At 49.8% G+C, this 19,989-nt stretch carries 20 protein-coding genes and 1 pseudogene; 10 read left to right on the plus strand and 11 right to left on the minus strand.

Annotated features, from left to right (window positions below):
• Positions 1 to 22: 22 nt before the first annotated feature.
• From RFN81_RS09850 to RFN81_RS09865, 4 genes are all read left to right on the plus strand, one after another.
• A complete protein-coding gene (locus tag RFN81_RS09850) occupies positions 23 to 1,297 on the plus strand; it encodes a YeaH/YhbH family protein (protein WP_264495681.1) in 1,275 nt (424 codons plus the stop codon).
• Between the two features lie 121 nt (positions 1,298 to 1,418).
• Entirely contained in the window at positions 1,419 to 1,829 is a 411-nt protein-coding gene (locus tag RFN81_RS09855; RefSeq protein ID WP_264495682.1) for a hemerythrin domain-containing protein, read from the plus strand.
• A gap of 173 nt (positions 1,830 to 2,002) precedes the next feature.
• Positions 2,003 to 3,202, plus strand: coding sequence for a multidrug effflux MFS transporter (locus tag RFN81_RS09860; protein WP_264495683.1), 1,200 nt, complete (start codon positions 2,003 to 2,005; stop codon positions 3,200 to 3,202).
• 138 nt (positions 3,203 to 3,340) lie between these two features.
• On the plus strand, positions 3,341 to 4,879 hold the full coding sequence (locus RFN81_RS09865; protein ID WP_264495684.1) for a SpoVR family protein: 1,539 nt from the start codon (positions 3,341 to 3,343) through the stop codon (positions 4,877 to 4,879).
• A gap of 96 nt (positions 4,880 to 4,975) precedes the next feature.
• On the opposite strand, the gene fadR is transcribed toward RFN81_RS09865, so the two are convergent.
• Positions 4,976 to 5,695, minus strand: coding sequence for a fatty acid metabolism transcriptional regulator FadR (gene fadR, locus RFN81_RS09870; RefSeq protein WP_264495685.1), 720 nt, complete (start codon positions 5,693 to 5,695; stop codon positions 4,976 to 4,978).
• Positions 5,696 to 5,922: 227 nt separating this feature from the next.
• Here fadR and nhaB point away from each other — a divergent pair.
• Together nhaB and dsbB are read left to right on the plus strand one after the other, a co-directional pair.
• Positions 5,923 to 6,281: pseudogene (gene nhaB, locus RFN81_RS09875) on the plus strand (sodium/proton antiporter); the annotation flags it as partial.
• Between the two features lie 255 nt (positions 6,282 to 6,536).
• Positions 6,537 to 7,067, plus strand: a complete 531-nt coding sequence (gene dsbB / locus RFN81_RS09880) for a disulfide bond formation protein DsbB (RefSeq protein WP_264495686.1) — start codon at positions 6,537 to 6,539, stop codon at positions 7,065 to 7,067.
• 64 nt (positions 7,068 to 7,131) lie between these two features.
• On the opposite strand, the gene RFN81_RS09885 is transcribed toward dsbB, so the two are convergent.
• From RFN81_RS09885 to RFN81_RS09900, 4 genes are all read right to left on the minus strand, one after another.
• Positions 7,132 to 7,329, minus strand: a complete 198-nt coding sequence (locus tag RFN81_RS09885) for a DNA polymerase III subunit theta (protein ID WP_264495687.1) — start codon at positions 7,327 to 7,329, stop codon at positions 7,132 to 7,134.
• A gap of 162 nt (positions 7,330 to 7,491) precedes the next feature.
• The gene (locus RFN81_RS09890) at positions 7,492 to 7,938 is read right to left on the minus strand and encodes a YcgN family cysteine cluster protein (RefSeq protein ID WP_264495688.1); all 447 of its coding nucleotides are present in this window, start codon (positions 7,936 to 7,938) and stop codon (positions 7,492 to 7,494) included.
• Positions 7,939 to 8,038: 100 nt separating this feature from the next.
• Positions 8,039 to 8,695: a fumarylacetoacetate hydrolase family protein gene (locus RFN81_RS09895; protein ID WP_264495689.1), complete on the minus strand. Its 657-nt coding sequence runs from the start codon at positions 8,693 to 8,695 to the stop codon at positions 8,039 to 8,041.
• Positions 8,696 to 9,021: 326 nt separating this feature from the next.
• Positions 9,022 to 9,291: a YcgL domain-containing protein gene (locus tag RFN81_RS09900; RefSeq protein WP_264495690.1), complete on the minus strand. Its 270-nt coding sequence runs from the start codon at positions 9,289 to 9,291 to the stop codon at positions 9,022 to 9,024.
• A gap of 136 nt (positions 9,292 to 9,427) precedes the next feature.
• Here RFN81_RS09900 and minC point away from each other — a divergent pair, with 136 nt between their 5' ends.
• Genes minC through minE form a run of 3 tightly spaced genes read left to right on the plus strand, consistent with a single transcriptional unit; the run spans position 9,428 to position 11,220 of the window.
• Positions 9,428 to 10,114 (plus strand): septum site-determining protein MinC, encoded by a 687-nt coding sequence (gene minC / locus RFN81_RS09905; protein WP_264495691.1) that lies wholly within the window; start codon positions 9,428 to 9,430, stop codon positions 10,112 to 10,114.
• A gap of 20 nt (positions 10,115 to 10,134) precedes the next feature.
• Positions 10,135 to 10,947 (plus strand): septum site-determining protein MinD, encoded by an 813-nt coding sequence (gene minD / locus RFN81_RS09910; protein WP_264495692.1) that lies wholly within the window; start codon positions 10,135 to 10,137, stop codon positions 10,945 to 10,947.
• A 3-nt stretch (positions 10,948 to 10,950) separates the two neighbouring features.
• The gene (gene minE, locus RFN81_RS09915; RefSeq protein ID WP_264495693.1) at positions 10,951 to 11,220 is read left to right on the plus strand and encodes a cell division topological specificity factor MinE; all 270 of its coding nucleotides are present in this window, start codon (positions 10,951 to 10,953) and stop codon (positions 11,218 to 11,220) included.
• Positions 11,221 to 11,426: 206 nt separating this feature from the next.
• On the opposite strand, the gene rnd is transcribed toward minE, so the two are convergent.
• The 6 genes from rnd to RFN81_RS09945 form a co-directional block, all read right to left on the minus strand.
• Positions 11,427 to 12,551 (minus strand): ribonuclease D, encoded by a 1,125-nt coding sequence (gene rnd, locus RFN81_RS09920; protein ID WP_264495694.1) that lies wholly within the window; start codon positions 12,549 to 12,551, stop codon positions 11,427 to 11,429.
• 138 nt (positions 12,552 to 12,689) lie between these two features.
• Positions 12,690 to 14,408, minus strand: coding sequence for a long-chain-fatty-acid--CoA ligase FadD (fadD, locus tag RFN81_RS09925; RefSeq protein ID WP_264495695.1), 1,719 nt, complete (start codon positions 14,406 to 14,408; stop codon positions 12,690 to 12,692).
• Between the two features lie 207 nt (positions 14,409 to 14,615).
• Positions 14,616 to 15,242, minus strand: a complete 627-nt coding sequence (locus RFN81_RS09930) for a Slp family lipoprotein (RefSeq protein WP_264495696.1) — start codon at positions 15,240 to 15,242, stop codon at positions 14,616 to 14,618.
• Between the two features lie 99 nt (positions 15,243 to 15,341).
• A complete protein-coding gene (gene tsaB, locus RFN81_RS09935) occupies positions 15,342 to 16,043 on the minus strand; it encodes a tRNA (adenosine(37)-N6)-threonylcarbamoyltransferase complex dimerization subunit type 1 TsaB (RefSeq protein WP_264495697.1) in 702 nt (233 codons plus the stop codon).
• 95 nt (positions 16,044 to 16,138) lie between these two features.
• A complete protein-coding gene (locus RFN81_RS09940; RefSeq protein WP_264495698.1) occupies positions 16,139 to 18,058 on the minus strand; it encodes an ATP-dependent DNA helicase in 1,920 nt (639 codons plus the stop codon).
• 113 nt (positions 18,059 to 18,171) lie between these two features.
• The gene (locus tag RFN81_RS09945) at positions 18,172 to 18,414 is read right to left on the minus strand and encodes a YoaH family protein (RefSeq protein WP_264495699.1); all 243 of its coding nucleotides are present in this window, start codon (positions 18,412 to 18,414) and stop codon (positions 18,172 to 18,174) included.
• A gap of 139 nt (positions 18,415 to 18,553) precedes the next feature.
• Here RFN81_RS09945 and pabB point away from each other — a divergent pair, with 139 nt between their 5' ends.
• On the plus strand, positions 18,554 to 19,984 hold the full coding sequence (gene pabB, locus RFN81_RS09950) for an aminodeoxychorismate synthase component 1 (protein ID WP_264495700.1): 1,431 nt from the start codon (positions 18,554 to 18,556) through the stop codon (positions 19,982 to 19,984).
• The last annotated feature ends 5 nt before the right edge of the window (positions 19,985 to 19,989 follow it).

Genomic DNA, 19,989 nt, shown 5'->3' on the forward strand with positions numbered 1-19,989 from the left:
GGCAACAGCAGTGGGAGGGAACATGGCTTATTTTATTGACAGGCGGCTAAACGGCAAGAATAAAAGCGCGGTAAATCGCCAACGCTTTCTACGCCGCTATAAGTCACAAATAAAACAGTCGATTTCCGAGGCCATTAATAAGCGTTCGGTGACCGACATTGAAAGCGGTGAGTCGGTGTCTATCCCTAATGCCGACATTAACGAACCCATGTTCCACCAGGGGCGTGGGGGACGTCGCCATCGCGTTCATCCTGGTAACGATCATTTCGTACAGAACGATAAAATTGAGCGGCCACAAGGAGGTGGCGGCGGAGGGGCCGGACAGGGGGACGCCAGTCAAGATGGCGAAGGCGAAGACGAATTTGTTTTTCAGATCTCCAAAGATGAGTATCTGGATTTGTTGTTCGAAGATCTGGCGCTGCCAAACCTTAAAAAAACGCAGCATCAGCAGATGAGCGAATATAAAACCCATCGTGCAGGCTATACCGCTAACGGGGTTCCAGCCAATATCAGCGTGGTGCGGTCGCTACAAAACTCACTGGCACGCCGCATGGCGATGACTGCGGGTAAACGCCGCACGCTGCATGAACTGGAAGAAACCCTCGCGCAATTGGCCCATAGCGAACCCGTACAATTATTGGAGGAGGAACGGTTGCGCCAGGCAATCGCCGACCTACGTCAGAAAATCGCCCGCGTGCCTTTTATTGATACGTTTGACTTGCGCTACAAGAATTATGAGCGCCGGGCTGAACCCTCAAGCCAGGCGGTAATGTTCTGTTTGATGGATGTATCAGGGTCGATGGATCAAGCAACGAAGGACATGGCGAAACGCTTTTATATTCTCCTGTATCTCTTCCTCAGCAGAAATTATAAAAACGTGGATGTGGTTTATATTCGCCACCATACGCAGGCTAAGGAAGTGGATGAACAGGAGTTCTTCTACTCTCAAGAAACCGGCGGCACTATTGTTTCAAGTGCATTAAAGCTTATGGAGGAGGTCATGCATGAGCGTTACGACCCTGAACAGTGGAACGTTTATGCAGCACAGGCATCGGATGGCGATAACTGGGCCGATGATTCCCCCCTGTGCCGCCAGATACTGGCGAACCGCCTTTTACCGAGAGTACGCTACTATAGCTATATCGAAATTACCCGACGTTCACATCAAACGCTTTGGCGCGAATATGAAACGTTACGTAATACGTTCGATAACTTCGCAATGCAACATATTCGCGAGCAGGATGATATCTATCCGGTCTTCCGTGAACTGTTCCATAAACAAACCCTAGGGAATTAGTGGGCATTTATTAGCCAGTTATCTACTGATTATCTGGCTGATAACTCACTGTTGATGCTTTTATATAAACATGTATTTATAATGCATTTTTATAGCATTATTTCAGTACAGAGAGCCGTTTATGAACATTGACAAATTTAAACAGCAGCATGCCGACATTCTCGCAAATATTGCGACGTTACGTCGCCTGACACAGGCCGGCGTCACAGAAAACGCCGCTGATATTGCTCGCGCCATCATTGCCATGAGCTCAACCATCAAACTGCATCTTGCCGCAGAAGATCGCGTACTTTACCCCTCGCTCCAGCGCAGCAATGACGCCCAGTTAGCGAGAATGAGCCAATACTATCAGGATGAAATGCAAACTATCGCCGCAGATTATGAGGCGTTTTCTCGACGTTGGAACACGGCGGCACAGTTGATTGACCATGATGGAGAATTCCGGGCCGAGGCCAATAACGTGTTACGTAAGGTCTATGAGCGCATGCAACGCGAGAATCATGACTTTTATCCCCGCATTGAAACGGCCTGAACCTGACCCAAGGACGGTGAACTGCTGAAAGGTGGCGATCCGTTCTGCCAGAGGCAAGAGCGCTGCTACCACACAAACGCCCATTTGTGCCCTTGTCACAAATATAACACTTCCTTTACACCGGCCAGCGCATTACCCTGTCGGCCCCATCAATGCAGATACCTATATTAGTTATGCAACGATTAGTGCTGATTCTCTTAACGCTGGTGTTACTCGGCCCTCTGGGCATTGATATCTATTTGCCGCTTATTCCTGCCATTGCTGTGGCACTGAACAGCCCTGAAGCGCTGATTCAATCCACCGTCGCGCTGTTTATTTTGGTCATGGGGTTAGGTCAGCTCCTGGCCGGGCCGCTGGTAGACAAATATGGACGGCGCCCAATAGCGTTGGTTGGCATCATCCTTTATCTCATTGGCGCAATCATCGCTGCGCTCGCCACTAACGCCACACTGTTTATTCTTTCCCGCCTGTTACAAGGCATGGCGGTGTGTTGTACCGCCGTCGCTATTTTTAGCAGCGTGCGCGACACACTGAACGGTGATGAAGCAGCGAAAGCCTATGGTTTTCTTAACGGTACACTGAATATCGTGCCTGCGCTGGCACCGCTATTAGGCGGGCTGTTGGCTGAAGCCTTCAATTGGCGGGCCCCATTTTGGTTTCTCGTCGGGTATAGCACAGCGGTACTGGCGCTCAGCCTTCGTTTTCTGCCTGAAACCCGACCGGATTCCACGCTACCCGTGCATGGTTTACCACTACGTCAATACGCTCGCTTGTTATCCGATCGCCAATTTCGCGGGTTCGCCTCTGTTAACGCCGGCGCCATGGGAATGGCTTTAACCTATGTCACCTTCTCCCCCGTCGTATTAATGAATCAGGCGCAGCTCACGCCATTGGCCTTTTCGATCGCCTTCGGCGCAAACGGTTTTTGGATCATGCTCGTGAGTTATCTGGCAAACCGTATTATCCGTAAAGTAGGCCGCCCCTACTGTCTGACTATCGGCAGTATACTCATGGGTATGGGCTGCCTTTCACTACTTGGCGGCGTCGTTCTCCTACCCACTGCGCTACAAGATACCTGGCCCGCCTATATGGTGCCCGTCGCGCTGGCCTGTGCCGGTCTGGCCTTTTTGATCGGCCCCGCCACCAGTTATGCGCTGGAACCGTATTCCAACGAGGCAGGAATTGCATCGGCGCTGGTAGGGTTTGTGCAAATGGCTGGCGGCGCTGGGTTGGGGCTGGTGGCCATGGCGCTCCCTTTACCATCCAAGATATCACTTGCGCTGGTCATGCTCAGTGCCGCGCTGCTAGCGATACGCGCTCGCCTTCTCACTCGACACCACAAAGGCAGCATTACATCGCTGCCGTCGCAATAGCTTAGAAAAAAGCATCACTACGCTACCCCGCGTAGTGATGACCAATGTCACCATTTTCTCATCAATGTTGTCATATTGGGCTACGATTAATGATATCTGCATGATTGCGTGCAGGTGAGTCACGTAGGGGGCGCGCAGATGGCTATATCGATGGATAATCAGGTTAAAAAAACACTACGCCTGAGTGATGGACCGGACTGGACATTTGAGTTATTGCAAGTTTACCTCGATGAAATTGATCGAGTGGCGAAATCTTATCGTCTGGAGACATATCCTCACCAGATTGAAGTTATTACTTCAGAACAAATGATGGACGCTTATTCCAGCATAGGAATGCCAATCAACTACACACATTGGTCGTTCGGGAAAAAATTTATCGAAACCGAACAGCGTTATAAACAAGGGCAACAGGGGCTCGCATACGAGATCGTTATCAATTCCGATCCCTGTATTGCGTATTTGATGGAGGAGAACACGCTGCCCATGCAGGCGTTGGTAATGGCACATGCCTGCTACGGACATAACTCTTTCTTCAAAGGTAATTATCTGTTTCGCAGTTGGACCGATGCCAGTTCGATTATTGATTACTTGCTGTTCGCCCGACAGTATATTGCGCAGTGTGAAGAGCGTTATGGTGTGGATGAGGTGGAACGCCTGCTGGATTCTTGTCATGCGCTAATGAACTATGGCGTAGATCGCTATAAACGCCCGCAGAAAATTTCGCTGGAAGAGGAAAGATCGCGCCAGAAAAGCCGGGAGGCCTATCTGCAAAGTCAGGTTAACGATCTGTGGAAAACCTTACCACGGCGCGAGCAGGACGCGCCGGCAGAACAGGCCAAGCGTTTTCCACAAGAGCCACAGGAAAATTTGCTCTACTTTATGGAAAAAAATGCGCCGCTGCTGGAGCCGTGGCAGCGTGAAATTCTGCGTATCGTGAGAAAAGTCAGCCAATATTTTTATCCGCAGAAGCAGACCCAGGTAATGAACGAAGGTTGGGCCACATTCTGGCACTACACCATTCTGAATCACCTCTATGATGAAGGCCGGATAACCGAGCGTTTTATGCTGGAATTCCTGCATAGCCATACGAATGTTATCTACCAACCGCCCTACAATAGCCCGTACTACAGTGGTATTAACCCGTATGCGCTCGGCTTCGCCATGTTTCAGGACATTAAGCGTATTTGTCAATCGCCGACACAGGAAGATCGCTACTGGTTCCCCGATATTGCCGGTAAAGACTGGCTGGATACATTGCATTTTGCCATGCAAAACTTCAAGGACGAAAGTTTCATCAGCCAATTTCTATCACCCAAAGTAATGCGTGACTTTCGGTTATTTACGGTGCTGGATGATGACCAGAATAACTATCTGGAAATTGCGGCGATTCATGACGAAGAAGGCTATCGTATTATCCGGCAGGAGCTTTCTGCGCAGTATAATTTGAGTCATTTAGAACCGAACATTCAGGTTTGGAATGTGGACTTGCGCGGCAATCGAGCGTTGACATTACGCTATGTTCCCCACAATCGCGCCCCTCTGGATAAGAGCAGACAGGAAGTGATGAAACACGTTCACCGCCTGTGGGGATTTGACGTTTATCTGGAACAGGTCAGCCCGGACGGTAGCGTTGAACTCACTGAACGCTGCCCGCCGCGCAAAACGCTATCACCGTGACGGAAACCGTTCCATTACGAAAAGAAGTGGCCTACCTGCGGATTCTCGCTTCTCTGAATCCGCTTAAAACGATCAATCCATGATGCGCCAATGCGTTTAACGACGCACATCCGCAATATCTCGTGGCATGGCGTTTTGCATACTTTGCCAAAGCGCCCCGCTTTCTTTCCCATAATGTCGGACGATATCCATTACCCGATCATAAGTCCCTTCACGGCGTAGCGCGTCTAATCGACCATAAAATTCCACCGCCAGCTTACGCGCCTCAAGGTTGGAAAAATAATACCGTCCGACGCGAATATATAATCCTTTAAGACCATTTAAGATCAGGCCATAAATCGGGTTGCCGGAAGCAAAAGCCAAACCGCGAAATACGTTGTAGTCAAGTTGCGCAAAAGCGTCCGCACTGTCGTCGACCACCCGAGCGTCGCGCAGCACGTCCCCCACTTTTTCCGGGTTATTGCGTAACGCGGTTCGGATAAAAATAGCGGCGATATTCGTGCGTACAGCAAGCAGGTTATCGATCAATTGCGGCACGCTGTCGTGATCGAGGCGCGCCAGCGTTTCCAGAATATTCAGCCCGGAGGTTTCCCAGAAATTATTAATTTTTGTGGGTTTCCCATGCTGTATGGTTAGCCAGCCATCGCGAGCCAGGCGTTGGAGCACCTCTCGCAGGGTTGTTCGTGTCACGCCAATCAGTTCGGAAAGCTCTCTTTCTGCGGGCAAAATAGAGCCAGGAGGAAAACGATTATTCCATATACTTTCGATGATATATTCTTCCGCGAATCCAGCCGGACTTTGCGACTTTATAACCATGAGTGTGATAATCCGTAGCGGTGATTGCTGAAAAACTCAAATCATAATACCAGACGATAGAATCATGATATAGCGCCGCGCTCAGTTAGCTGGCCCTTTCCCTGAAAATCGTGCCGGTAAACCGCCCTTCCACCGTGTGTAGCCATTGGCTCCCAATCGTTTGTAAAGTTTTTACAGTATGAAAAAACCGACAACCTATGCTCACAAAAAAGGATTGATTATCCATCATGTTCGCCATCTCACTGCACCGGACGCAGTTAAAAAATTTCCGGGGACTCGCGCCAGACGGGGAAAACTCCCTATTTTTACTTCCTACTCATTAACTCGCTGCTCTTCTTTGTTTGTAGCCCATTTGGGGCTGGTTGATAAGTAGTCGTAGAATTTATTTTTACGTTAGCCATGGCGTTAAAAGGTTATCCGCTCCAACCCGGCGGTCGGCGCGCTCCAAGCCATAATGATTGAAATGATCAGCTCAGGGCAGATGTGGTGTGAAGTAATAGGAAAAATTGATGTCAATATGTAGCTGGTGTTTATGGTGGCCGGTATCTACTTGATGAAGCAACTGTTGCTATTTGTGTTTACTAGATGGGGTCACTACACATTGAGTTGACGCTAATGCCATTTACCGATTTCATGATAAATAATCACTGGATTTCTTTACCCGATTTGACCATACCGGACAATCACGCATAATCGCGATCGTGTATAGTAGTCTCGGTAGATAAAATGACATTACAGCATTAAATAAGTACACCGTTACATTTTGCGTAGTGAAAGGATGGCAGTGAAGCCTGAACGGTTTACACTGCTGCTTCAATCATGTTTAGCAGGGAATATTTTTATGTTGCGATTCCTTAATCGTTGCTCACGTGGGCGTGGGGCGTGGCTGTTACTGGCGTTTACTGCCTTGGCATTAGAACTGGTCGCGCTATATTTTCAGCACGTTATGCTGTTAAAACCCTGTGTGCTGTGTATCTATCAACGCTGCGCACTGTGGGGCGTGTTTGCTGCCGGAATAATCGGTGCCATCGCGCCGACGACACCGCTGCGTTATCCAGCCATCCTGCTCTGGATCTACAGCGCCTACGAAGGTCTTCTGTTAGCATGGAAGCATACTGACATTTTGTTGCATCCATCCCCGTTTAACACCTGCGATTTCTTCGTCAGTTTCCCGTCATGGCTGCCATTGAACCAATGGCTCCCCGGTATTTTCAATGCAACTGGGGACTGTTCTGAGCGCCAGTGGTCCTTCCTATCGCTGGAAATGCCGCAATGGTTGGTCGGTATTTTCGCCGCTTACCTGTTGATTGCCGTACTGGTTTTGATTACTCAATTTTTACGTCCTAAGCGCCGTGACCTCTTCAGTCGTTGAGATCGAAAAAGCCCGATGGCAACATCGGGCTTTAGGACGCTTGCATCACACAACATTGCCACCGTCACTGTTGTGGCCTATAAATATCGCGATAATGGCCTAAGCGTTCGCTGAAAAAACGCCGCTTTTCCTGTGGAATTCTTCGCGAGATTTCCTCTACGTCGATCTTTTTTTGCTGACTTTCCATGAAAGCAATGGTGGAGGCAGCAAAGTCAGTGTATTGCTCGCTATATTCAAGAATGATTTTCTCAAAGTTGATCACGCCTTCCCCCTACTTCGCTGGTTTAACTGTTTTAAAATTATACAACACGCAGCGATTTAAAAGGGTAACAGCAGCACATTTCTCACGGATAAAGTGTGACATGATCGGCAAAATAAACAGATGATCGTTCGGTTTTAACCGCGAGTGGGCGACGCCGCCAAACTATTCCGCCCACTCCGGCTTGTTGAGTATATGCGCTTGCCAGTCAACGACCTCACTTTCACGCACAGCAATATGACGTACAGAAATTCGTTCCCGGTGCATAGCGGCCTTAGAACCGCTGATGAGCGGATGCCATGCTGGTAAATCCTCACGCTCATGAACCAATCGGTAAGCACAGGTCTTCGGTAACCAATTAAACGTTAACAAATTTTCGCGCGTCAGTTTGATACAGTCCGGCTCATATTCGAAGCGTTTTTCGTAGTTACGACACTGACAGCTTTTAATATTTAATTGATTGCAGGCAACGTTGGTAAAGTAAATTTCCTCAGTATCCTCGTCGATCAATTTATGTAAACAGCACTGACCGCAACCATCACACAACGATTCCCATTCAGCGTCAGACATCTCAGACAGCGTTTTTTGCTGCCAAAAAGGGCGTTCAGTCATGTTCCTTCCACTTACTTCGTTTATGAATAAAAATGCGTAATTCTAGCGGATTCGAAGGGAATATATCGCTGCCCATCGTTGTACACGGGCAGCTGGAGCATTAGATAACGCGTGTGCTCAACGTTCGATCATTTATCGTGATCGTCAACATATCGCCAGACAGAATCGGGCCAACGCCCTTAGGTGTCCCCGTCAAAATGATATCGCCCGCACGCAGCGTAAAGAAGCGGCTCATGTAGGCAATCAGCGGCAGAATCGGTGTGATCATATCACGCGTATTCCCCTGCTGACGGACTTCATCATTCACTTTTACGCCTAAATCGGTTTGTTGCGGGTCGCCAAATTCGGCAACAGGAATAAAACCAGAAATTGGGCAGGAACCATCAAAAGCTTTCGCTTTTTCCCACGGTTGGCCTTTTTTCTTGAATTCGGCCTGCAAATCTCGCAACGTCAGATCCAATGCCACGCCATAACCGGCAATGGCCCGTGCGACGCGCTCTTCGTTCGCTTGCTTCAACGGCGTGCCAATCAGCACGGCCAACTCGACTTCATGGTGAACGGCACCCATATTGTTAGGAATAGCGACTGGCTGACGTAAATCACACAGCGCAGTCTCTGGTTTGATAAATAATACTGGCTCACTCGGCGTGGCACTGCCCATTTCTTTGATATGTTCTGAGTAGTTACTTCCGACGCAAACCACCTTATTTACCGGGAAATCCAGTAGTGCGCCCTGCCAGTCTCTATGTTGATACATGATTACTCTCCTGCCCTGTCTGTTGGGTTAGTGCTCTCTTCACCGTGTCATAAGGCTCTTCAACGGAAACCTACGATACAAAACACGGCGGTGCAAACCCATCGTTATATCATCGCTACACGGGTTCGCCCAACAGATTTAGGGGCGTCAGCCTGACGATCGCCTGGCCTGAAGAAGACGCGCAGTGCCATCCTAAAAAGAATCCATTAAATTTTGACACAGGGGGATGACGGGTGAATATCTCCCATACGTGATGAGATATAAATGAACACGATATTTCGCCTCCCATGAGGTTTTCGGTTTTATCTGAAAAAGATGCCCTGGGTTTATTTTCGCGCTGACGTTGACGTGGATAATAAGCTCTCTACTGGTGGCGGCACTTGCAGATAAAACCCCTGTTCCTGCAACGCCAGTTTTACTTTTTCAATATCGGCATTCGCCAGTTTTTTGCGCTTATCCAAGGTTAATACCATGGCTAACTGGGGCGCGCCGAAACTTTTCATTAATGCATCAGGCACCCGTGAAAAATCGTCTTTTTTCTCAACATAAAGATAGGTTTGATCGCGTTTCGGGCTTCGATAGATCACACAAAACATTTTTTTTACTCTATTTGATGGGAATGCCATCTTGCCTGTATATAATTGTAACTATAACATGCTTACAGCGCTCTGGAATATCATGCCTTAAATGCTACTCTGGGGATTAAAAGATGCTGAAACTGAGTCAGGATAGATGTCACAAACGCCAATAGAGTTAAAAGGCAGCAGTTTTACCTTATCGGTTGTTCATTTGTATGATTCCCAACCAGAGGTAATTTATCAGGCATTGCAGGAAAAAATAGAGCAAGCGCCCGCTTTCCTGAAAAATGCGCCTGTTGTCATTAATGTCGCAGCATTAACAGCGCAGACTGATTGGATAAAATTACAGCAGGCTATCGCCTCAACTAGCCTTCATGTTGTTGGCGTTAGCGGATGCACCGATGATGCCTTAAAGAAAGCCATTACGCAGGCCGGTCTTCCTCTACTGAACGAAGGCAAAACACAACGCCAGGTGGCAGATCTAGTCATTCCGCTTCCCGCTGCGGTTAAAACGAAAGTGATCAGCACGCCGGTACGCTCTGGCCAACAGATTTACGCGCGGAACTGTGACTTAATCGTGATGAATAGCGTCAGTGCGGGGGCTGAAGTGATTGCCGATGGTCATATTCATGTTTACGGTATGATGCGCGGCCGAGCGCTCGCTGGCGTCTCTGGCGATGTTCACAGTCAGATATTTTGTACACACCTGGCCGCCGAGCTTGTCTCTATCGCGGGTCGTTACTGGCTGAGCGACCAGATTCCTGAAGCCTATCTTGGGCAGCCAGCACGAGTCAGCCTGAACCAGTTGGATAATGTTCTAACGATAAAACCTCTAGACTAAAATCTCCCAAGGAAACATTTATGGCACGCATCATTGTTGTTACATCGGGTAAAGGGGGCGTTGGCAAGACCACATCAAGCGCGGCCATTGCTACCGGTTTAGCCCAGAAAGGAAAAAAGACGGTTGTCATCGATTTTGACATTGGTTTACGTAATCTCGACCTGATCATGGGCTGTGAACGCCGCGTGGTATATGATTTTGTGAATGTCATTCAAGGCGATGCCACACTAAATCAGGCACTCATTAAAGATAAGAGAACAGACAACCTCTACATTTTACCCGCATCACAAACGCGTGATAAAGAAGCATTAACGTATGATGGCGTTGAAAAAGTGCTTAACACGTTGAGCGACATGGCGTTCGATTTTATCGTGTGTGACTCACCCGCGGGGATCGAAACCGGAGCATTGATGGCGCTCTATTTTGCTGACGAAGCGATTATCACCACCAATCCGGAAGTTTCTTCCGTGCGCGATTCCGACCGCATACTTGGTATTTTATCCTCAAAATCACGCCGGGCGGAACGTTCAGAAGAACCAATTAAAGAGCATCTGCTATTGACGCGTTACAATCCGGGGCGTGTTAGCCGTGGTGACATGCTGAGCATGGAAGATGTCCTTGATATTTTACGCATTCCACTGGTAGGGGTGATTCCAGAAGATCAATCCGTACTCAGGGCATCCAACCAGGGCGAGCCCGTCATTCTGGATACCGAATCCGATGCCGGAAAAGCCTATGCCGATACCGTCGAGCGCCTGCTTGGTGAAGAGCGGCCTTTCCGTTTTGTTGAAGAAGAGAAGAAGGGCTTCCTTAAACGACTTTTTGGGGGATAAATTATGGCTTTACTCGACTTTTTTCTGTCCCGCAAAAAAAACACGGCCAATATTGCCAAGGAACGGCTGCAAATTATTGTCGCGGAGCGGCGCCGTGGAGACAGTGAACCCCATTATCTACCACAATTAAAACGCGATATTCTTGAAGTCATCTGTAAATATGTCCAGATCGATCCAGAAATGGTAACGGTTCAGCTCGAACAAAAAGGTGATGATATTTCCGTTCTCGAATTGAACGTGACGTTACCCGAAGCAGAGGAAACGCCAAAATAATTTTCTGCTGTGATATCTCCTGCGATGATGCAGGAGATATTGATTCGCCATACGTCAAATGACAGGCACCCCTCATTCAACGGAATGGCTGTATATTTAACCAGATTCAAATTTTATTCTACGGTATTTTCCTCATTCCATTGACCGCTTTTCATGGCTGCTTTTTCTTGCAAATAAGGCATAACGGAAAAATGTGTCATAGGCCGTTAATAACCCTGTATGATCTCACGCAATTCATCGCCATATAATTCCCCGCGCCACCCGGATAACATCTCTGGTATACCTGCATCCTGACCATTCAATTTCCAGTGCCAACTGAGCAAGCGATTAATTTGCCGCCGTGATGCCAATAACTCGGTGGATAAACCACTCTGTACGCTCACGCGCTGTACCAACGACTTGATCGCTTTAAAGACAATTTTATAGCCAGGATAATCAATCAGGTTAATCACCGGCGGGGGGAAATCGGACTCATTCAGCGCTTCGGTTTCAGCGACGCAGTCCAATAGCGTTTTCCCATGGTAACGAATTTCCGGACCGCTCAACCCGAGTGAACTCAGTTCCCCCAGCGATGTAGGCAGAAAACGCGCCACCTGCAATAGGTTTTCTTCACGCACGACAAAATTGACTGCACTATCCCGCTCACGGGCTTTACGCAAACGCCATTCAGCCAAACGTTGAAGGCAAGCCAGCTGTCGTCCCCGTAACTGCCAGGCGTTACCGAATTCGCGATAGGCTAACATCGGCGACAAGATATCCTGCTTCCTCGAACAAAGCTGAAGGCACTCATCAAGCGCGGCTCGCATCCACCCTGCGGCTTGCGTATCGGCCTCCAGTTGGGTGGCCACCGGCAACAGGTAAAACACATCGGCGGCGGCATAATCGCACTGTTTTTCACTCAGCGGTCGCGCCAGCCAGTCGGTTCTCGACTCGCTCTTATCCAGCATGATCCCGGTATAGTCGGCCACCAGCGCGGCAAAGCCATAGGAGAGCGGTTTGCCTAAAAAGGCAGCCAGAATTTGCGTATCAATAAAAGGCGATGGCACTACGCCAAACGCATTAAGAAACACCTCCAGATCTTCGCTACCCGCATGCAAGAATTTTTTAACCTGCTCGTCTTGCAGGAGTGCCTGGAAAGGTGACCAATTTGTCACTGTTAACGGGTCAATTAGTGAAAGCCGATCGCCATCGAATAATTGAATCAGCCCTAGTTGCGGATAATAAGTACGTGTTCTGACAAACTCGGTGTCCAAAGCCACGTGGGAAAAACGTCGCGCCTGGTTACAAACCTGTTCTAACTCTGTGTCGGACGTGATCAACTGATAATTCAAAACGTCATTCTCTTCATTGTTTTTACTTACGATTCTGGAATAAGACCGTATCGCGTTAAAAAAGAACGCTGGATCAACCAGCGCGAAAACATCATATCGTGTCCTAGACGGCCTGGCAGGCATTTTCGAGGAAAATTATCAGGCTGCGTCATTTTCCCTGGGATGAATACGATCGCGTAGCTCGCGGCGCAGGATTTTACCCACGTTGGATTTAGGCAAATCATCACAAAACTCGATCTCTTTAGGCACTTTATAACCGGTCAAGTTTTGTCGACAATACCCAATCAGCGCGGCTTTGGTTAATGTGGCACCGCGCCTCACGACAAAGGCTTTTACCGCTTCACCGGTGGACTCATGTTCCACGCCGATCGCGGCCGATTCGGATACGTCTGGATGGCGGTTGATAACGGCTTCAATTTCTGACGGATAAACATTAAAGCCGGAAACCAGAATCATATCTTTTTTGCGATCGACGATCCGTAAAAATCCTTCCTCATCTGACGTGACAACGTCACCTGTTGCCAGCCAGCCATCTTTTAATACATCCTCCGTTGCGGCGGGTTGCTGCCAGTATCCTTGCATGACCTGTGGCCCTCTCACCCACAACTCTCCTGATTCGCCAGGGCCAACGTCATTGCCATCATCGTCAATAATTCGGACATCCGTTGACGGCACAGGAAGCCCGATACTACCGCTATGGCGCTTAAGATCGTATGGATTTCCCGACACCAGCGGCGCGCTCTCCGTTAGTCCATACCCCTCCAACAAATGTTTCCCCGTGGCTCTTTCCCAACGTTCTGCTACGGTTTGTTGCACCGGCGCCCCTCCGCCAACAGAGAGACGTAACGTAGAGAAATCCAATTGGTGGAATGCTTTATTATTGAGCAGTGCGTTAAATAGGGTATTAACGCCAGTGATGACCGTAAATGGGAACCGTTTCAGTTCTTTCACAAGCGCAGGGATATCGCGGGGGTTGGTAATTAACAAATTCCTTCCGCCTAATTCAAAGAATAGAAGCGCATTTACCGTGAGCGCAAAGATATGATAAAGCGGCAATGCCGTAACAACCCGTTCCTCACCGTCTTGCAGAACCGCACCGTAAGCCCCTTTAATCTGTTCAATATTGGCCAGCATATTACGGTGTGTAAGCATTGCTCCCTTAGCGACACCAGTAGTCCCGCCGGTATATTGCAGAAAGGCCAGGTCTTGATGGTTTATATTGGGCCGACTATACGGTTGATATTGCCCTTCCCGCAGAACACGGCGGAAGGGTATCGCCTGCGGTAGATGATAGCGGGGAACCCGTCGTTTAATGTACTTTACGACAGCATTGACGAGCATGCCTTTTATCGTAGGGAGTTGGTCTCCCATATGGGTTAGGATAACCTGCTTAACAGCGGTTTCATGAATGACATGTTCCAGCGTATGCGCAAAGTTTGACACGATAACTATCGTGTTTGCTCCGCTGTCTTTTAATTGGTGCACCAATTCCGGCGGCGTATACAGGGGGTTCACGTTAACCACCACCATTCCCGCGCGCAACGCGCCAAACAATGCGATAGGATATTGCAGCAGATTGGGCATCATCAGCGCCACGCGATCGCCTTTTTGCAACTTAAGCTGATTTTGCAGATAGGCAGCAAATGCCCGGCTGCGCGTGTCCAATTGACGAAAGGTCATCACCTCACCCATATTAATAAATGCGGGGCGATCGGCATAACGCTTTACACTATTTTCAAACATTTCAATTAGCGATGAATAACGATCCGGATCAATTTCCGCCGGAACATCCACCGGGTAGCGTGATAGCCAAATTTTTTCTAAGACGTTACTCCTGAGATATTTCTTTAATGGCATGTTGTCGCCCTCGGCAGCACACAATAATCAACATTATTTTAACCTAATCACATCAGTTGCTAACAAATAATCTTCACGTCGCGAGAGCGATCGCCCATTTATTTACGATGCAAAAAAAATCAGGCAACCTGCGTCGCCTGATCGTTTTCAAAAATATGATGCGCCCGCCAGCGGGGTAGATGACAAAAAAGAGCCTGATAAGCTGGGTTACTCCGTGACGACGTTTTCAATGCGGGCTGGGCCGAGCCAACCCCCATCATACCCCCACCATCCCGGCCCCCAGCCGTATCCGTAACCCGCACGCCATCCCCACGGCCCATAGCCACCTGGCGGCATCGCCAGACGTTGTACAACATTCCAGCGTTTGTAGCCTTGCGCATCCACTACGACATAACGATAAGGTTTATTACCAATTGCGCCCTGTTCAGTGCCAACGATCGGGCCAACGACAGTAACCAGCCGATTTTTAAAATCTACTGGCTCTAAAAAACGATTTACATAAGCGATAAAACGCCCTTCTGACGGCATGTCCAACAGCGGCTTCGCACCGCTATCCAGCGGCATGCTGGCTATTTCCAAACGCGTTTTATTCGCTTCATTACGAATGCTGACCACTCTTCCACCAAAGCGCGACTCCTGACCGACATAGATTTGCGGCGCATTCATCACCCAGACCAGATCCTCCTGCGGCGTCGGCGATGTTCCTTTAATGGCGTCCGGCACCGTGACACAGCCAGAAAGCAGCATCACCGTCGCCGCCACAATGCCAAGACGAACGTGCTTCTGATTCAAGCGTAAACTTTTCATTGGCGCATTTTTTATCTGTGTAAGCATGGCACAACCTCTCTTCAGGTATCTGCGTAGTTGGACTACTCAGCATCGAATAAGTTGCTGTTTATAGCTGGTATACTCTAAGTAAAACCTATATTTCCATTACTCACGCCCCGGCAACTTTTTCCAGGTCACTTCATTACGCAAATAACGCGGTTGCGCACTCTCTACACTGACCGCTTTGCCCGCCAGCCAGCGCTGATTGGCCAATGGCAGCATATCCAGTGCCTGCGGTAAGAGCACTTTCCCTTCCGCTAACAGCAACGAAGATGTATTTACTAGATTAGGATACGTCTCCCATCCGGTGCCCACCGTCGCCCACTCGCCTGATAGCGAAGCGGCTAACGCCTGCACCTGCTCAGGTTTCAATACTGCTTCCTCGGCATCGCCCTGCCAGGCCCCATTCGCATCACGCTGATAACAGCCCCAGTAAACTTCCCCCATCCTTGCGTCAATAGCCGCTAACACGCGCGTCGCGTGCGTCAGACGGAAGGCTCCCTGCGCCATTGTCGCCAGAGACGACACGCCGATTAGCGGTAAATCCGCTCCCAGCGCCAAGCCTTGCGCAATACCGATACCAATGCGCACACCGGTAAAACTCCCCGGCCCTTGACCAAAAGCCAACGCATCAAGATGTTTAAGCGTCAGACCGCTATCGGCGAGCACCTGCTGAACCATCGGCAGGATACGCTGGGTGTGTTCGCGGGGACAAATTTCGAATAGAGAATGAATTTCGCCTTCATTCCACAGTGCAACGGAACAGGCTTCCGTTGCGGTATCAAGCGCTAGAATTCGCGTAGACATGCCAACCTCAGGCAGGATAAATAAATCTTAACGGCCTCTAGCATAGCATATCCCCCTACCACACCGCAGCCATCTACTCCCGCTATCCCAAGGAATCAAGGAGATTGCGTCAGGAAGTTAATCGCTTGTCGAATATCACGGGTGCGTGGCGCCGGCGGTAAGCTATTAAGGAAGACGGCTCCATACGGGCGCGTCACCAATCTGTTATCGCAAATAACAATCACCCCACGATCATCGACATCACGAATGAGGCGGCCCACACCTTGTTTTAGGGTTATTACCGCATCCGGCACCTGCACATCATCGAAAGGCTCTCCGCCACGCAGGCGACAATCTTCTATACGCGCTTTTAATAGCGGATCATCGGGTGAGGTAAAGGGCAATTTGTCAATAATAACGCAGGAAAGCGTATCGCCGCGCACATCCACACCCTCCCAGAAGCTGCTGGTCGCTACTAATAAGGCATTGCCCGCCGACACAAACTGCGACAATAACTGTGCTTTGCCGGTTTCCCCCTGCAATAGCACCGGAAGTGCCAACGTGGCGCGAAATGCCGCAGCCAGTTCACGCATCATCTGGTGTGAGGTACAGAGCATAAAACAGCGCCCCTGATTAGCCTCAATCAACGGGCTCAGCATGGTCGCCAGCTTCAGCGCGGCGCCAGGACGATGCGTTTCCGGTAAATGACGGGGGACGCAGAGCAACGCCTGATGCGCATAATCAAACGGGCTAGGTAATAAGAGTGAGTGCGCGTCATCCAGCCCCAGCCTATCGGTGAAATGACAAAGCTGGTCATTAACCGACAGTGTCGCGGAGGTAAAGATCCACGCGGCGGGCTTCTCTTTGAGCAGTTCACGAAAACGATCGGCAACAGACAACGGCGTCAGCGCCAATACAAAATGACGAGAATTGCACTCATACCAGTAGCTGTAACCCGGCGTCTGAACATCCTTCAGCCGTTTTAGGCGGTTACGATAGAGCGTGGCGCGTTCAAAAGCGGCATCCAACAGCGCAGAACGGCCAAGAGACAATTTCGCTACGTCGTAGCATAATTCCAATGCATCATCCAGCAATACCAAGGCTCGTTGGAGCGTCGGCTGCCCCAGCACATCGCGCAGGTTGCCGCGAAACCCCGGCTCGCCCAAGGCCAGCCGGAAATCCTGGGTGCTTTGCGTCAGGCGATCGGCGCTTTTTTGTAGTTGAGACGCATCACGAACCTCTGTGCGATAGGCAATAATAATATCTTTTGCCAGATCCAGCAGTTGGCGGCTGGAGAGTTGCTGGCCAAAATATTGGCTGGCGATATCCGGAATCTGATGGGCCTCATCAAAAATGACAACGTCACCTTCTGGAATCAGCTCTGCGAAACCCGTTTCCTTCACCACCCTATCGGCCAAATACAGATGATGGTTGACCACGACGATATCGGCATCCATCGCCTTACGGCGCGCTTTTACCACAAAGCACTCTTTGTAGCGTGGGCAATCGCTGCCCAGACAGTTATCGTTGGTGCTTGTCACTAATGGCCAGACGGCGCTGTCTTCCGCTACGCCCGCACAGGTCGCAATATCGCCCTCCGTCGTTTCCGACGACCAGCCACGTAATCTGACTAGTTCACTCAGCGTTTCCGCGGGGAGATCGCCGCCTCCCAGCGATTGCTGTTCAAGCCGCTCCAGACAGAGATAGTTCGAGCGCCCCTTTAATAGCGCCAATTTGCCCTGATAGTTGAGCGCTTGTGCAATCGTCGGCAAATCACGGCTATAGAGTTGATCCTGTAACGCTTTCGACCCCGTTGAGATAATGACTTTTTTATTGGCGCGTAAGGCTGGCGCAAGGTAAGCATAGGTTTTACCGGTTCCTGTTCCCGCTTCCACAACTAGCGCCGTTTTATCGTCAATGGCGCGCATGACCGCCTGCGCCATCTGCCGCTGTGGATCACGTGGCTTAAACCCTGCGATCGCTTTCGCCAGCGCGCCATCATTAGCAAAATCGTCAATTACTCGCTTGTTCGTCACACCGACTCTCTTTCTCCAAGATCTGCTTCAGCAAAAGATGCCTCTCTGCACGCCTAAATCTCCGCAAACTAGCGTAAATGGCACAGCCACCACGCGATGAGGCGAAAGTGTATTTACTGCTCTTCGGGCTCTTCACCATCGTCAAAAAAGTGTTCGCTATCGTTGATGTCGCCGAGGTCGTCATCGTCTTCGTCAAACATCATCGCAACATTATCACCGTGATGATGTTTGCGGATTTCCTCCGCGACGATTGCAATCGCCTGGCCGCTACTCATGCCTTCAGACATCAATTCCTGAATACGCTCTACGGCTTCTTGCTGCTCCTCGTGCGTTAGTGCGGGTATACCTGCAATCATGTTATTTTCCTAGAGGGTTTCCTGGTTGATCAAACGCGCGCGTATCTTCGCATGCCCGCTTCACCCTACACCAGCATTTCTGCTTTGTGGTACGCTGCGCTCAATAAGATCGCTATCATAATAGACTCAACACGAAAAAATGACTGACGCCAATACGACCCACACCACCGCAAACGCTTTTGTCACCACGTCTGACCCTAGCGTCTTCTATCACTCATTGCCTTATCACCCGAACGTTTTGCTCGAACGTTTTGCTCCTTTTTCCCAGCAACCGTGGGCGATGTTGCTCCATTCAGGGTTTGCCGATCATCCGCATAACCGTTTCGATATAATGGTGGCCGATCCGCGGGTCACGCTGTGCACCCGCGACGGCAAGACGGAAATTTCCCGTGACGGTGTCACGCATTGTGTCGATGGCGATCCATTCTCCCTGCTGCAACAGCAATTGGATGCGCTGGGGCTGGTTACCTCCGCCAATCCCGACTTTCCGTTTCAGGGGGGGGCGCTTGGCCTGTTTGGCTATGATCTGGGACGTCAGATTGAAACGTTACCGACCCAGGCAGAACGGGATATCAATCTGCCTGATATGGCGATTGGTTTGTATGATTGGGCGCTGGTTGCCGACCATTACCGAAAAACGTTAACGTTGATCGCACATCACTCTCTTCAGGCCCGGCTCGACTGGTTAAGCACCCCGCCCGTTAGCACCTCGCCAAACCGCTTCAGTCTTACAGACAACTGGCAGGCGAATATGTCACGCGCCGCCTACGGCGAAAAATTCCGTAAAATACAAGCATATCTCAACGCGGGCGATTGTTATCAGGTCAATCTGGCGCAGCGTTTTTCCGCCGATTATGTTGGCGATGAGTGGCAGGCATTTTTACAATTATCGGCAGGAAATAAAGCGCCCTTTTCCGCCTTCCTCCGCCTGCCGGAAAACACCGTGATCAGCGTGTCGCCGGAGCGTTTTCTCTGGCTGGAAAATCGCCGTATTCAGACGCGGCCGATTAAAGGTACGTTGCCGCGTCTTGACGATCCAGAAGCGGATGAACAGCAGAGAGTGCGGCTTGCCAATTCCCCAAAAGACCGCGCTGAGAACCTGATGATTGTCGATCTACTACGCAATGATATCGGCCGTGTCGCGACGCCGGGTAGCGTTCGCGTACCAGAATTGTTTGTTGTCGAGCCTTTTCCCGCAGTGCATCATCTGGTTAGCGCCATTGAAGCCCGGCTACCGGAAAATTGTCCTGCTACCACGCTACTGCGCGCCTGCTTTCCTGGAGGATCGATTACTGGTGCGCCCAAAATCCGAGCCATGCAAATCATTGAAGAGTTAGAACCCCAACGCCGCAATGCCTATTGCGGCAGTATCGGTTATATCAGCCTATGTGGAACCATGGATACCAACATCACCATCAGGACATTGCTCACCGAAAACGGCAAGATTTATTGTTGGGCAGGCGGCGGCATCGTTGCAGACAGTAACGAACAAGCAGAATATCAGGAAACGTTTGATAAAGTGGGTCGTATTCTCCCGCTATTGGAGAACGCCCGAATAACGCAGGTATGAAACAA

This window comes from Pectobacterium cacticida, from assembly GCF_036885195.1.
Lineage (GTDB): Bacteria > Pseudomonadota > Gammaproteobacteria > Enterobacterales > Enterobacteriaceae > Pectobacterium > Pectobacterium cacticida.

Coding starts and splice junctions, on each gene's coding strand:
- RFN81_RS09850 (WP_264495681.1), top strand. CDS start 23: ATGGCTTATTTTATTGACAGGCGGCTAAACGGCAAGAATAAAAGCGCG.
- RFN81_RS09855 (WP_264495682.1), top strand. CDS start 1,419: ATGAACATTGACAAATTTAAACAGCAGCATGCCGACATTCTCGCAAAT.
- RFN81_RS09860 (WP_264495683.1), top strand. CDS start 2,003: ATGCAACGATTAGTGCTGATTCTCTTAACGCTGGTGTTACTCGGCCCT.
- RFN81_RS09865 (WP_264495684.1), top strand. CDS start 3,341: ATGGCTATATCGATGGATAATCAGGTTAAAAAAACACTACGCCTGAGT.
- fadR (WP_264495685.1), bottom strand. CDS start 5,695: ATGGTTATAAAGTCGCAAAGTCCGGCTGGATTCGCGGAAGAATATATC.
- dsbB (WP_264495686.1), top strand. CDS start 6,537: ATGTTGCGATTCCTTAATCGTTGCTCACGTGGGCGTGGGGCGTGGCTG.
- RFN81_RS09890 (WP_264495688.1), bottom strand. CDS start 7,938: ATGACTGAACGCCCTTTTTGGCAGCAAAAAACGCTGTCTGAGATGTCT.
- RFN81_RS09895 (WP_264495689.1), bottom strand. CDS start 8,695: ATGTATCAACATAGAGACTGGCAGGGCGCACTACTGGATTTCCCGGTA.
- RFN81_RS09900 (WP_264495690.1), bottom strand. CDS start 9,291: ATGTTTTGTGTGATCTATCGAAGCCCGAAACGCGATCAAACCTATCTT.
- minC (WP_264495691.1), top strand. CDS start 9,428: ATGTCACAAACGCCAATAGAGTTAAAAGGCAGCAGTTTTACCTTATCG.
- minD (WP_264495692.1), top strand. CDS start 10,135: ATGGCACGCATCATTGTTGTTACATCGGGTAAAGGGGGCGTTGGCAAG.
- minE (WP_264495693.1), top strand. CDS start 10,951: ATGGCTTTACTCGACTTTTTTCTGTCCCGCAAAAAAAACACGGCCAAT.
- fadD (WP_264495695.1), bottom strand. CDS start 14,408: ATGCCATTAAAGAAATATCTCAGGAGTAACGTCTTAGAAAAAATTTGG.
- RFN81_RS09930 (WP_264495696.1), bottom strand. CDS start 15,242: ATGCTTACACAGATAAAAAATGCGCCAATGAAAAGTTTACGCTTGAAT.
- tsaB (WP_264495697.1), bottom strand. CDS start 16,043: ATGTCTACGCGAATTCTAGCGCTTGATACCGCAACGGAAGCCTGTTCC.
- RFN81_RS09945 (WP_264495699.1), bottom strand. CDS start 18,414: ATGATTGCAGGTATACCCGCACTAACGCACGAGGAGCAGCAAGAAGCC.
- pabB (WP_264495700.1), top strand. CDS start 18,554: ATGACTGACGCCAATACGACCCACACCACCGCAAACGCTTTTGTCACC.